A 12,862-nucleotide genomic window follows, 5' to 3' on the forward strand; every position below is an offset into this window, starting at 1 on the left:
GACGGGCGCCGCTTACGTTCAACCGGCGCCCGAATCCTCGCTATGCTGCTTCGATTACTGCTTCGCCATTTCGTCCACTTCCGCCGTGATCTGGTCTCCGCCCTGTTTTTTCCACTCCTGCACGAATTGATCGAACGAATCGACAGGAGCCGCGCCCATGATGATTTTCAGGAAAGCTTCCTTCTCCAGCTTGTCGAGCGTAGCCCATTTGCTTTCCATCGTCTTCGTTTGCGAGTAAGTGAGGCTGTACGTTTTCTTGAACGGCTTCTGGAGCGCTCCTACGCCCACGAACGTGGAGTACATCCGCTTCCAGACGCCCAGGTCGGCCATTGGGTCCCAATACTGGATATCGTATTTGTCGTAAGGCTCGAGCTTGACCTTCTTGACGTTTTGCGCATCGGCCTTGAGCAGCTTGTAGCCCGGCAGATCGAGCTCCTCCGGCTTTTTCGTTCCGGCAAGCACTTCCTTCAGCATTTTATACGTGACGTCCATCTCGTCCATCGGTGCGTACACAAGCCGCAGCGGATAGTTGTCTAGCGATACCTTCACGTCCAGTTTCGACTCGTCCCTCAGCAGCAAATTGATCATTTTCAGCGCCGCTTCCGGATGCTCGTAGCCTTTTCGGACAACAAGGAACTTGTTGGACGGCGTTCCCATATGCGGTGTAAATTCGCCGCTCGCGTCCAGCGGCACCGCATAGGCCTGCCAGTTCGCCTTCGGGTCGTTTTTGATCGCATCGCCGAGCGCCCCGTAGCCGGCCCACCACATGCCGAACCAGATCCCGGATTTGCCGCTCTTGATCGGCTCCGACGCATCCTTGCGCACGCTCATTTCCTTGTCGATCAGCCCTTTTTTATACAAATCCTGCAGCTTGGCGAGCGCCTGCTTCGTCTCCGGCAAAATCGAGCCGTACACCGCTTTGCTGTCGCTTCCCTTCAGCCAAAATCCCGGATACGCGTGGTACGCGGAAAAAACCGGGTCAAAGCCGTAGTTGTTGTTGTTCGGAGCGATGAAGTTCGCATGAATCAGTCCGCCGGACTGCGGTCCGGTAATGCCGATCGTATCGGCTTTGCCGTTGCCGTCCGGGTCTTGCTCGACAAATGCCTTGGCCACCTTCTCCAGGTCGTCGATCGTTTTCGGAGGCTCCAGACCGAGCTTGTCAAGCCAATCTTTGCGGATCCACATGATATGCACCATGTCCGATTCAGTGGTGACGTTGGGGATCGCCATCATTTTTCCGTTAAACGTAACGGCTTTCTGCGCCAACCCCTGGGTAGAGTTCATGATGCTCTTGATCGCCGGAGAGGCGTATTTGTTGAACACGTCGGTCAAATCGGCGAGCTGGCCGGCCTTCAGCATTTGCCGCAGCTGCGTGTCGTTGACGATCATCGCATCCGGCAGATCGTTGCTTGCGATCGACAGATTGACCTTCTGGTCGTAATCTTTGCCGGTCGCCGCCTGCCAGGCGTTTTTCGTCTCGATGTTCAGCTGCTCCTTCACGTAGCGGGTGTATTGGTTGTTTTCCGAGCTGTCGCCCGGCGGCAGCGTTTTGTCGGACGGGTTGATCTCCTTGCCGATGTTGATCGTCACCGTGCTCTCATATTTGCCGAACGGGTCTGCCGCTGCTGCCGGAGCGCCGGCCGCTCCTTTGTCCTTGGGGGCATTGTCGCCGGCCGCCTGAGGCCCTTCCGCAGGCTTCGCGCTGCTGCAAGCGGATACGATGACCAGTGCGGCGGCAAGCGTAACCGCTGCGCTTTTTTTCATTATTTTCATGAACTCCCCTGCTTTCTTTTGCGGAATTGATCGATACACCTATAAACTAACATAAAAGAACCGCTTCTTAAGATAGAAAGCGGTTTCGAAATACGGGGGAGAAATGACCGGAGCCGGTCGCGCGGTCGAAGCGCTATATATGCAGCCGGCTGACAAATTTCCCCCTATTTGGCGGACGATTCTCCCCCGGTGCGAAACGTCTGCCTGTATTCGCTGGGCAGCAGGCCCGTATGCTCGCGAAACGTGCGGCTGAAATATTTTTCGTCCGAATAACCGGTATGCTCGGCGATCCAATGGATCGGCTTGCTTGTTTGCAGCAAATAATTTTTCGCTTTGTCCATTCGGACATGGCGGATGTAATCGTTGAAGGTGCTGCCGACGATATCTTTGAAGCATTGGCTGAAATAGCTGCGGCTCATGTTCACCCGCTTCGCCACGTCGGCGGCCGTCAGCGGCGTATGCGCCTCTTCGTGGATCAGGTCGACGGCCTTCATCACCGCTTCGAACACTTCCTGCGAAAAGGCCGACTTCCCCATCGCCCGCCGCAGCGTTTCCCTGACGCGGCGAAGCCATTCCTCCGCCTCGTACCAATAATCGAACGGTTCGCCGAGCTCGATGGCCGCGCCGTAAACGGGCTGAAACAGCCGGTTCCAATGGTCGGCGAGCGAATACAGCAGCCCGATCAGACGGGGCTGCGGCAGCCTCAGCGCATGCAGGAGTCCGGTAAGCCTGTCATACGCCGCGTCCTGATGAATCCAGCCGTAGGAGGTCCATTCGCTCCTCAGCCGCTTTACGCCTTCCTCCGGATCCTGCAGCCCGAGAGCGGCCTCGACATCGTCTGCCGGAACACGGCTCCCGGCTTCATTCGCACGGCGCTCGTAAAAAGCGGGCCTTTCCTGCTCCTCCCGCGCCCGTTCGTCCGGGTGCCCACCCGCCCGGTCCGTTTCGTTTGCGGCCGCTTCCCCGCCTTCATCGCCGCGACCGGCTTTCCGCCCGCCTTCCAGCTCGCGAATGCGGCGGGAAATGCGCTCCAGCACTTCGTCGAACACTTCCTGCTCAAGCTCCACCTTGGCGATATAATCGACAGCCCCGAGCCTCAGCGCTTCCTGCACGTATTCAAAATCCTGGTGCAAGGTCAGCACGACGATGTGTACGCCCGGGAACCGGACGCGCACCTCCCGCATCAGCTCGATGCCCGACATGACCGGCATCGCCAGATCGGTCAGCAGCAGGTCGACATCGGCCGATTCGATGAATTCCAGCGCTTTCCGGCCGTTATTCGCCTCACCGACGACCTGCATGCCGAACCTCTCCCAGGGCATAGCGGAAATAAGGCCTTTACGGACCAGTTTATCGTCATCGACAACAAGCACTTTAAGCATGCGCCGCTTCCACCTCCGAAATCGGAATTTGCAAATAAATCGACGTTCCTTGGCCGACGGCGCTTTCGATGCTCAGCTTTCCCCGTTCGCCGTACTGGCTTTCAATCATTCTTTTCACGTAGTTCATCCCGATGCCCATGCCGACTTTGCGGCCCTCCGCTTCTCTGCTGTGCAGCAGGTTGTGGATCGTCTCCTCCGACATGCCGGCGCCGTTATCGCGAATCGACACTTCGATCACGGAACCGTTCAACCTGACGTCGACCTGAATGTAACCGTCATCATTCAAGCCGTGATACAGCGAATTTTCCACAAGCGGCTGCAAAATAAACCGCGGTATCGGCACCTTGAGCACATCGTCGTCCACATGAATCCGCACGTCAAACTGGAAATCGTAGCGGATTTGCTGCAAGGTCAAATACTGCCTCAGTGCATCGATTTCTTCCTGCACGGTGGAGCTTTGCCCGAGCTTGCCCAGATTGTAATAAAGCAGCTTGTTGAGCGACTGCACTAGCCGGTCGATCTCCTGCTGGCCGTTCATGACGGCAAGCCAATGCACCGTGTCGAGCGAGTTCATCAGAAAATGCGGATTGATCTGATACAGCAGTTTCTCGACCTCCAGGTCGATCCGGCGCTTCTCCTTTTGCTCCACCTCCGCAAACAGCTCCCAAATTTGCTTTTTCATCTGCCGGAACTGGTTTAACAAGTAGTCGAACTCGGGAATTTTCGTGCGGACGGCTGCCGTTTGCTGCCTGTTTTGCGACATGAGCTTGATTTCCCGGTTAAAATCGTTGAGCGGCCTGTACACCATTTTCCACAGCAGCCAGGCCAGCAGCACGCTGACGGGGAGAAACAGCAGCGAAAACAATAGGATCTGGGTAAGCCAGCGGTTCATTTCTTTGTTATAATCCGTTTTCGGAATGACTGTGATGACGCTCCAGCCTTGATTGCTGGTTTCCTTAAACCAGTAGTAATCCCCATGGACCCCGGACTTGCCGCCGGACATAAAATCGCCCGCCACCGTATCCTGCGGGAACACGGCCGGAAGCTCGCTGTAGGCGATTCTCCCGCCGTTGTCCAAGATGATATGCGACAGCGCGCTGCCGAACTGATCGTTGCTGAGAATGTTTTGCGTAAGCTTGAAGCTGGATTCGATATAGACGTATACGTCGTCGCGCTCCGGCAAATCGACCTGCCGCAAAGCGGACAGCACGTACCCGTTGTCGAAGCGGTTGTTCGAAATATGCGGACCGTAATAGGAGATGCGGTAATACTGCGCCAGCAAGGGCAGCTTTTTCGCCGAAAAGCCTTCCTTCACCCCGAGATTTTCAAAGTCGTAACGGTCTTCCTTCTGAAAATAATAAAACGTCAAGCCGATGGACGGGTTCGTGAAGGTGAGAATGCTCAGCTCATTTTTCAGTTCGTCGGTCAGATAGGACCGCCAATACGGCTCTTGTTCGGAGAGCAGCTGGTCCAGCTTTTTGCCGAACGTGCCGCCTTCCGCGAGCTGTTGGGATACGTGATTGAGGTTGCCGATCGTATTTTCCAGCGACAGCTCGACCTGCTTCAAATTGCTCTGGATGCCGGTATGTATCTTATTCGTCAGGATGGAGTAAATCGCATAATAGGAGATGAGCCCGATGATCAGAAACGGGATGAGCGTGCTGCACAAAAAAATGATGAAAATTCTCCGCCTCAGCGTCAAATATTCGTAAATCGAAAAGCCGCGTTTTTTTGCCGCCTGCATCAAGACGCTTACCCTCCCGGTGTCGAATATATGAGATCAATCCTTATCATACTTCAAGGCCGGTTAATAGTATAGCAGAACAAATTTTCCAAAGGTGAGGCGAACGGTACGAAAAATCGTACTACGTCTTAAAGAATTGCCTACTTCACAATGGGCGCCGGCGGCTAGCGCTCGGCTTCGCTTATCTTTCATTCACCTTCAGCGGCAGGACGGCCGGGGGAAAAAAAGCGACAGCTGCATAATTTCTTTACAAAAATCGAGTAGGCCCATGAATGAATTCATGGGCCTCTCACAGAACCGGACGTGCGGGTCATCGCATCCGGCTCCTCCGCGCTTATCCCCGCTGGGGATGATGTTCATTATAGATGTCTACGAGAAAAACGAGACCTCTTTCTCTGAACCAATCGTTTGGCATTGCAACACTGGCTGGCTTGGATAGCGAGCTTCTCCATGCGAACATACGCATCTTGGGAAGCTCTCCCCTCCACTTATTCTTTCTTAGTGCCCTGTAGAAGTTCTTCGGCTTTTTCCAGCTCCGCAACTGTACCATCCGGAGCCTTCTCCTTATCCATGCATCGTACTCTCTCATCAGACTTCCTACGTTGCCCCAGCCAAAATAGCTACCCCATCCACGTAAATATGGATTCAACTTCTTTCGGATCAGCTGTTCCACATTCACCGTTTGGTTCCGCCGCGTAATTGCTTTCACGCGTTCTTTAAATTTCTGTTTGGCTTTCGAGGATGGAGTAACCCAAAATCCCGGTTTAAACTCATGACCTAGGAACATAAAGGACTGTTCCAAGTTGTTCACGATCTTGGTTTTCTCCGGGTGTACTTTGAGCCCAAGCTCTTGTTCCAGTAGACGAATAACACCTTGGAGTACCCTCTCTGCCCCCTTTTGGGATTTGCAGCAGATCACAAAATCATCGGCGTACCGTGTTATACGGTGCTTCCGTTCAGTCATGAGCTTATCCAGCGGGTTTAGGTAGATATTCGCCAAAAGCGGACTAATAACCCCACCCTGTGGACTTCCTTGCTCGTTCAGGTGAAAACTTCCGTTCTCCATGACTCCGGACTTTAAGAAGCTTTCTATGAGCTTTAGGACACTACCATCCACCACTTCTTCCTTGACGGCCTTAAGCAACTTGTCATGTGGAATGAGATCGAAATACGATTTCAGGTCGGCGTCGATCACATAAACGTATCCATCCATGAGATCTTTCCGAATGTTCTCCAGCGCCATGTGTGCACTGCGTCCCGGGCGAAACCCAAAACTACACTCCATAAATGTCGCCTCGTAAATCGGTTCGAGGATTCGGCGGGTCGCCGCCTGTACTACGCGATCGCGAATTGCGGGTATCCCGAGCGGCCTTTGACCCCCATTTTCCTTGGAAATGTACATGCGCCTGACCGGCATCGGCTTGTATGCCTTCGCCCGCAGCTCCTGCTGAAGCGTTCTTAAGTTACGCTCCAGTTCACTCTCGAATACCTTTATGGTCACTCCGTCTACTCCCGCTGCTCCCCGGTTGCGCTTGACCTCCCGGAATGCCTCCTCAAGGTTCGGCATCGCCCATATCTTGTCGATGAGGCTGTGCCATCTGCGTTTTCTCGGGACTTCTACTCCCTCACGAAAGCCTACCTCTCCTTTTCCTTCCTTCATGTCTCGTGTTCCTTCCCTTTCAGTTTCCGGACGTATAGCTAATCTTTCAGCCTTTCCGGTTCCCCTTCGGTACTCCGCCCCAGACGGCCTACCCTTTTGTTCAGCCCCGGCTCTTCGCTCTTCTTGGCTCCCCGGCTTCTGTCTGGCACATGACGGCTTCCTAGGTGGTTATGCTTTTCTTCCACGGTTCCGGGCTTCGCACCAAGTCTTTGCCTTTTGGGTCTAAGCTTGCACCGACAACGTTGGTGTCGGTTCACTTGCCATTGCGGCTTTTCCGGCAAGCTTTCTCACTACTATCCCTTCGTATGACTGCTCACCATCCATCATTCTGTCTTAGCCCTATAAGCCTTGAAAAGAGTTTACCGCTATGCGGAAGACGATAAGCCCTCCTTGGGTCACGTCATCGTCTTTCCCCCGAATCCAGTCCTCCTAACTTTCGAAGCCTATGGTGGTATAGGACGTCCCCTTCTCTTGCAGGGTTATCCGGCTTCGCCAGCCAACATGGTTCATGCCGCCTGTTCCGGGTTTTGCCTTCTGATCCTCCGCACCCTCCCTTACGGCCAGAGCACTACCAGTCGGCTATGCGCTTCCGCCACCCCGCGGTGCGCTCGGGACTTTCACCCGTTAGTACGATGCGCTGCCAAGCGCACAAAAGCATCCCGCTTGCGCCAAGCGGGATGCCCGATTTACTGTCATCATACAATATATGCGTAAATGCGAAAAGGAGCCGCCGTGGTAGCTCCTGAACTCCCTGAGGATTGCCGGTCAAATCAGCTTGCGGGCTTGAACAAAGGCGTTGACGAGATAACTCGACTGCGGAAACTCCAGCCCGAGCTGCCACGAACCTCCCCCGCGAATGCGCAGACGTACCGCCAGATCGAGCTTGGCCGCCCGCCCTCTGATATTCTCAAACCAAACCTGATGCAGCCTGCCTTGCCCGTTTCGATAGGAGAAATAAGCTTGTTCGTCCCTCACCGAATAGCTGATCGGAACACGGTGCCGGAAGGCAAGCTGAATGGCCGTTTGTACGGATACGGCCCGGTTATTTGCCGGGTTCGTGAACGGAGCCGCCCAGTCGTAGCCGTACCTTGGCAAACCAAGCAATATTTTGCGCCGGTCCATGCGCTCGATCGCAAAACCCAGAGTTTGACGGACCGCGCCGATTGGCGCGACCGGCCCGGGCGGAGTGCTGATCTCGTGCCAGTCGTACGCCATAATAAACACCAGGTCGACGGCAGCGCCAATTCCCCTGTAATCGTAGCCCAGCATCCACGGAATATCCTCCCGTGTCTTCGGAGGCACCGCGACGGCGGTCACATACCCTCCCTCTTTCAGCCGGCGGGCAAGAAGCCGCAGAAACTCCGTGAATGTCTCCCGATCCTCTCCTTTTACCCTTTCAAAATCGATCATCACTCCGCCATAATGCTTGTTTGTCATAAGACGGTAAATGCGTTCCACCAAGCGGCTTCTGCGCGCGGCATCGTTCAATACCGTGCTCGCCAGTTCCGCACTGAAACCGGCCGCCGTCAGGTTGGTGACTGTGGCCAGCGGCACAATGCGATGGCTCCGCAAAGTCCGGATCACGAACGTATCGTCCAACTGGCTAAGCTCACCCTCCGCCGAGATATGATAGTCGAACACGGCGATATAAGTAGAAACCGATTGATACGTTCGAATGAGTGCCTCCACTTCGGACGGTTCCGTGGGGACGATAAAGCTGAGATTATCCGCGATTGCTTTAGACCGCGGCGGCAAGTAAATCCGCTGGCCGACCGTTAAGGCGTATGAATTCAATCCGTTCGCGGTCATGATAGTTTGAATGGAGAGGTAGCTCATTCTGGCGATAAGATATAACGAATCTCCAGGCTGCACGATATAATGGTTCGTCGGGATGATCAGATCTTGGCCGGGAACGAGCGTTCCGGCCGGCAGCTGGTTGACGGATTGGACAGCCTCGAGTGAAACGCGGTATTTATGTGCAATGGAATATAGGGATTCCCCTGATCTTACCGTATAAATGAACATAAATAAAACCTCCTGCCGGAACGTTTCTTCGTTCCTTCTGTAGATTCTATTTATGTTATGAAAGCGGACAGCCAGCTCATGCATGGAATGCGGGCTGCGCCGCTACAAAACCCGATCTATAGATATTCGCTATGATTCGGCCATTATTTTACTGACAAGCTGCGTTCTTGTGCTGATCCCCAGTTTGGCGTAAATCGACCTGAGATGCTTTTTTACGGTCACCTCGCTGATAAACAGACGGCTGGCCACCTCCGCGTTTGAGCCTCCGCTTATTACACATTCGATAACCTCCCGCTCGCGAACCGTAAACTGCTTGAGCAAAGCCGCTTTCCGCTCGTCGCCGGCATTAGTGTGGAAGGATTTCAAAGCCCGCTGCCAATCAAGCCCCGCTTTCCGAAACAGCATCTCGAAAAATTCGCAAAGCTTGCTCTCTCTCGTATCGATCGCATACGTATAGGTCTTGGTTTTCCCATCATAATGGGTATGCGCTGCTTCCTTGACGACCCGGAAACCGAGCTCCGGGTAAATCTTCTTGGAAATTTCCGTCGGATAAGGGGAACAGACGAATACCCCCCCATGCACATGTAGGAATAGATCAAATGCACTCCATGCGTTCGCGATGCCGGATCAAGCACATTTGTAAAATCCATCGTCCTCATAAACCAACCGGCCGGCCGATCACGAGGCGTAACTAAACGGCTTCGTTCCTCGGGTATCAACGAAGAGAAATAAGGCCGACTGATTGGATCCCGTTCCAGCCAGCTTAACGTCCCCGAGTGAATAGGCACAATGACGGCCAGTCCGTGGTCACGTCCGTCCTGCCCCCGAAGCAGCTTGAGCGATTCCGGCGCAAGCCGAAAAAGCTCATGGACATCGATCCCCCCCGAACTGAGGCGAAGAACCTCCGCGGAGTAATCGATCCGAAACCGTTCCCCGCTCTCCGGATCGATTTCGCTTCCGGACATTCCTTCTTCGCAATTTTCGCGCCATCTCAAATAAGCGGCGGCATCCGCTAACGTAGATTCCGTGACCGGCTCCCAATAAAGCGAGTTGCCCGGAATATCGCCGGCAATGGCTTTAAGCACCTTAATGTCCGCGTACCGAAATAGCTGCGCGATTTCCCAGGCCGCTTGCTTCGTTCCGGAGGAAGCAACGATTATTTTCGCATAATAATAAGCGCTGCGTTCCTTATAGCGGTTGTAGAGATCAGGCTGTCTTTCCCGGAATTGTTTGCTCGTAAACTCGCTCATCAGGTCGTGCAGCTGCCATCCGTTCGCCGATTGCCGGACAAAGGAAAGCGACTTCAGTTGGTCGAACAGCTGGAACGGTATCTCTTTTTCCATCACAAAGGACAGCAGTTCCTGGTTAAACCGCAGCAGTACGGATGCCGCTTCCACGACGGCTCTGAGTTCATCGTCGGGGACTTCCTTGAGCCATAAGGTTGCCATATCCTCGAACCAATCCGTGTCAGGCGCCACGACTGCGTCACTCTCATACAATTGGGCGGCAACAGCCATAGACAGAGTCAGCGGGTGTCCTTTCGACCTCTTCCACAAGTATTCGATACGCTCTTCTTCCTGTATGCCGCACAATTTGGCATATTTGCCGCAATCGTCTTTGTTCAGGTGCAAAATCGGGAGTTGGCGAATCAATTCCCGCCATGCCGGCGATACGATCCAAGCTCCTTTGAGCGGCCGGCGCCCGGCCGTGAGCACAACCGTCCCGCAGGGGAGCCCAGGAATAAACCGGTCTCGAAGCCAGGCTTCCATGTCAAGCATTTCCTCGAACGTGTCTAACGCCAGCACCACACGGCATTCCTCCGCCAGCCGTTCGATCATGGTCATACAGCTCTTACGGACATCATCCGATATCGCGTCGGGGTGTCCGAGATTATGTACCCTGCTGCGCAATAACTTGAGCAATGCCGTGCAGAAGCCGCTTTCCGTATGTACAAAATCCCGGCTATCCAGCATAAGGAAACAAACCCCGGCTTCCTCCGCCATGTCCTGGCATAAACGCAGCACAGTGCTTTTGCCCACACCGCCGGTACCGTAAACGTGCAAGATTTGCGCATTTATTCCCAAGTCGGCCTGCCGGAGCAATTGTTCGAACTGCTGCAGCTCCCGATCGCGACCGACGATATATTGTTTTTCTCTCTTGGCAAGGTTGTTTGTCTCAAACGGCATGCTGAACACTCCCTGTCCTTTCATCCAACATACTATTCGATGCTTGCGCGGCTTAATCCTTTATTCGGGATTTCCGACGCGACTTATGCAGCCGCATAAAAGTATCCTTTCGGACCCTGGAAAGGTATTCTTTGGGATACTATCGGTTTCACACCGAACCTGCGATACTTGTTTTTGCAAAAACATAGGGGAGGAAACAGCTGCGATGATTCATTTATCGAAAAAAATTCGCGCCATCGCCATAAGCTCGGTTCTGGCAGGCGCGCTTGCTTATGCAAGCATCTCATTCGCATTCGGCGAAACTCCGCCGGACGGCGTGACCATCAAGGAATTCAGTTTGCTGGATACGGCATCCGACGTAGTCGGTTCGGCGGACTTCACGCCGGAGGGCAGCAAGGACGGCCATTTCAGGCTGCTGCTTAACCTCGCGCAAAAGACGGTCATTAAGTCAGTCGTACTGCGATCGACAAACGAAAGCGGAAAAGACAATTCCCAGGGCGTATGGAGAACGAACCGCGTCACCACCGGGTGGCTGCTTGGCATTGTGCAGGAAAAAACCGTCACCACGGACAACGGCACGTCACGCATAACTGAAATCGTCAATCCGGGATTTCGAAAAGATAAAAATGAGCCTGTAGGCGAATTCGAAGGGTCGCTTACGTTCGATTTGTACGCCAGCAACAACGGCACGATCAAAGAAACACAGTATTATGTGCTTGAGATCGAAACGCCGCAAGGCACGGTCGAGTCCAAACCGATCAAATATAAGCAGCCGATGGTGGCGGATGGAGCGTCCCCGTCGTCGCCGACGCCTTCTCCCGCTCCAAGTCCGACGCCGCCTGCACCGACACCCGTACCTTCGCCTTCGCCGAGTACGACGCCATCTACACCGACACCTGCACCGACACCCGTACCTTCGCCAAGTCCGGCTCCAACTCCATCTTCCGAAGAAGGACCGGCTGTCCATGTCGTTTTTAAAGGCCATGAGATTGCGTTTGACGATGCGGCGCCTGTCATCCAAGAAGGCTCGACGCTCGTCCCGTTCCGCAAACTTTTCGAAACTTTGGGCTTTACCGTGAAATGGCAGGAGACGGGATCGACCCGGCAGGCGATCGGAACGAAGGGTAGTCTTACTATCCAGTTAACGATCGACAGCAATACGGCCAAAGTAAACGGAAACGATGTCGCTTTAAGCGTGCCCGCCCGGATTATCAACGGTCACACCATGGTTCCGCTGCGCTTTGTAGCGGAGAACAGCGGATATCAAGTTGCTTACAACAATGTCGGCGGGGTGGCAACCATCAAGATTGAAGAAGCCGGAATCGGCACGGGTTCGGGATCCGGCACAGGTCCGGAGCCGACACCGCAGCCTACTCCGACACCGATACCGGATGCTTCATCCGAAACAGCCGAGCCCTATGTTGTCAAAGGTTATGTTCGCGACATGTTGGGACATCCGCTGCCTGATGTCGTCGTATACGCGAACAACAATTTGACTTACGACAGCAACGTCAGCGGGGTTACCGATGAGAGCGGCCACTATGTCATTGAGCTGCCGCGGATCGCTACATCCTGGACGATGACCGCCGATATCACCCGGAAATTTAACGGAAAGACGTTCAAATTCCACCCTGAAGACGACTCGGATACGCCGTTTGCAGGAAGCCGGGGAGCCGTTCGCAATTTTACCTGGACGAATTTTAACGGGCAGGTTTATATTTATCCTTATTATTCGTTCGACGATTCCTTACCTGAATTTCGTATTACCGATCTGGAATTGACGCTGACACCGATCGGTCCGCTGCTCGACGGCAACCCGGGGAAAACGATAACGAAACACGCGGGGCCGATTGACGGCGGCCTTGGCATTGATGAAATTCCGATCGGCAAGTACAAAGCGACCGCCCGATGGCTGCCGCCCGGACACGACCCGATTCCTATGGAAATAAGGTTAAATTACGTCGGAACCTACGCAGACTCGGCCGAATTCGAATTCCGGGAACCCAGAAGCACATCAACTTCCAATTATTTGAGCGAGCTGGAAGTCAGAATGCCGGAGAAGAAGTGATAGCATACCAAACAAAGCCCTCGG

Annotated in this window: 8 protein-coding genes; 1 reads left to right on the forward strand and 7 read right to left on the reverse strand. The window is 54.0% G+C overall.

The genetic code is table 11. From position 1 onward, the window contains the following. Positions 1 to 54: 54 nt before the first annotated feature. The 7 genes from MYS68_RS17490 to MYS68_RS17520 all read right to left on the reverse strand — a co-directional run bounded on the left by MYS68_RS17490 (position 55) and on the right by MYS68_RS17520 (position 10,770). Positions 55 to 1,773 carry an extracellular solute-binding protein gene (locus tag MYS68_RS17490; protein WP_248927068.1) on the reverse strand — a complete coding sequence of 573 codons (1,719 nt, stop codon included), beginning with the start codon at positions 1,771 to 1,773 and terminating at the stop codon, positions 55 to 57. A gap of 164 nt (positions 1,774 to 1,937) precedes the next feature. Next, a complete protein-coding gene (locus MYS68_RS17495) occupies positions 1,938 to 3,155 on the reverse strand; it encodes a response regulator (protein WP_248927069.1) in 1,218 nt (405 codons plus the stop codon). Further along, positions 3,148 to 4,899 (reverse strand): sensor histidine kinase, encoded by a 1,752-nt coding sequence (locus MYS68_RS17500; protein WP_248930941.1) that lies wholly within the window; start codon positions 4,897 to 4,899, stop codon positions 3,148 to 3,150. Before MYS68_RS17500 ends, MYS68_RS17495 begins: the two co-directional genes overlap by 8 nt. A 334-nt stretch (positions 4,900 to 5,233) precedes the next feature. After that, on the reverse strand, positions 5,234 to 6,559 hold the full coding sequence (gene ltrA, locus MYS68_RS17505; RefSeq protein WP_248924450.1) for a group II intron reverse transcriptase/maturase: 1,326 nt from the start codon (positions 6,557 to 6,559) through the stop codon (positions 5,234 to 5,236). A gap of 765 nt (positions 6,560 to 7,324) precedes the next feature. Then, complete coding sequence (locus MYS68_RS17510; RefSeq protein ID WP_248927070.1) at positions 7,325 to 8,584, reverse strand: glycoside hydrolase family 18 protein; 1,260 nt, start codon at positions 8,582 to 8,584, stop codon at positions 7,325 to 7,327. A 129-nt stretch (positions 8,585 to 8,713) separates the two neighbouring features. Then, on the reverse strand, positions 8,714 to 8,989 hold the full coding sequence (locus MYS68_RS17515; protein ID WP_248927071.1) for a response regulator transcription factor: 276 nt from the start codon (positions 8,987 to 8,989) through the stop codon (positions 8,714 to 8,716). Continuing rightward, a complete protein-coding gene (locus MYS68_RS17520) occupies positions 8,947 to 10,770 on the reverse strand; it encodes an AAA family ATPase (RefSeq protein ID WP_248927072.1) in 1,824 nt (607 codons plus the stop codon). Before MYS68_RS17520 ends, MYS68_RS17515 begins: the two co-directional genes overlap by 43 nt. Before the next feature lie 205 nt (positions 10,771 to 10,975). On the opposite strand from MYS68_RS17520, the gene MYS68_RS17525 reads away from it, so the two are divergent. Further along, positions 10,976 to 12,838: a stalk domain-containing protein gene (locus MYS68_RS17525; protein ID WP_248927073.1), complete on the forward strand. Its 1,863-nt coding sequence runs from the start codon at positions 10,976 to 10,978 to the stop codon at positions 12,836 to 12,838. Positions 12,839 to 12,862: the final 24 nt, after the last annotated feature.

This window comes from Paenibacillus hamazuiensis, from assembly GCF_023276405.1.
Taxonomy (GTDB): Bacteria; Bacillota; Bacilli; order Paenibacillales; family NBRC-103111; genus Paenibacillus_AF; species Paenibacillus_AF hamazuiensis.

What these genes read in the sequence shown, in the direction of transcription:
- MYS68_RS17500 (WP_248930941.1), bottom strand. Translation starts at nt 4,899, where the DNA reads ATGCAGGCGGCAAAAAAACGCGGCTTTTCGATTTACGAATATTTGACG.
- MYS68_RS17490 (WP_248927068.1), bottom strand. Translation starts at nt 1,773, where the DNA reads ATGAAAATAATGAAAAAAAGCGCAGCGGTTACGCTTGCCGCCGCACTG.
- MYS68_RS17520 (WP_248927072.1), bottom strand. Translation starts at nt 10,770, where the DNA reads ATGCCGTTTGAGACAAACAACCTTGCCAAGAGAGAAAAACAATATATC.
- MYS68_RS17525 (WP_248927073.1), top strand. Translation starts at nt 10,976, where the DNA reads ATGATTCATTTATCGAAAAAAATTCGCGCCATCGCCATAAGCTCGGTT.
- ltrA (WP_248924450.1), bottom strand. Translation starts at nt 6,559, where the DNA reads ATGAAGGAAGGAAAAGGAGAGGTAGGCTTTCGTGAGGGAGTAGAAGTC.
- MYS68_RS17515 (WP_248927071.1), bottom strand. Translation starts at nt 8,989, where the DNA reads ATGCTGTTTCGGAAAGCGGGGCTTGATTGGCAGCGGGCTTTGAAATCC.
- MYS68_RS17510 (WP_248927070.1), bottom strand. Translation starts at nt 8,584, where the DNA reads ATGTTCATTTATACGGTAAGATCAGGGGAATCCCTATATTCCATTGCA.
- MYS68_RS17495 (WP_248927069.1), bottom strand. Translation starts at nt 3,155, where the DNA reads ATGCTTAAAGTGCTTGTTGTCGATGACGATAAACTGGTCCGTAAAGGC.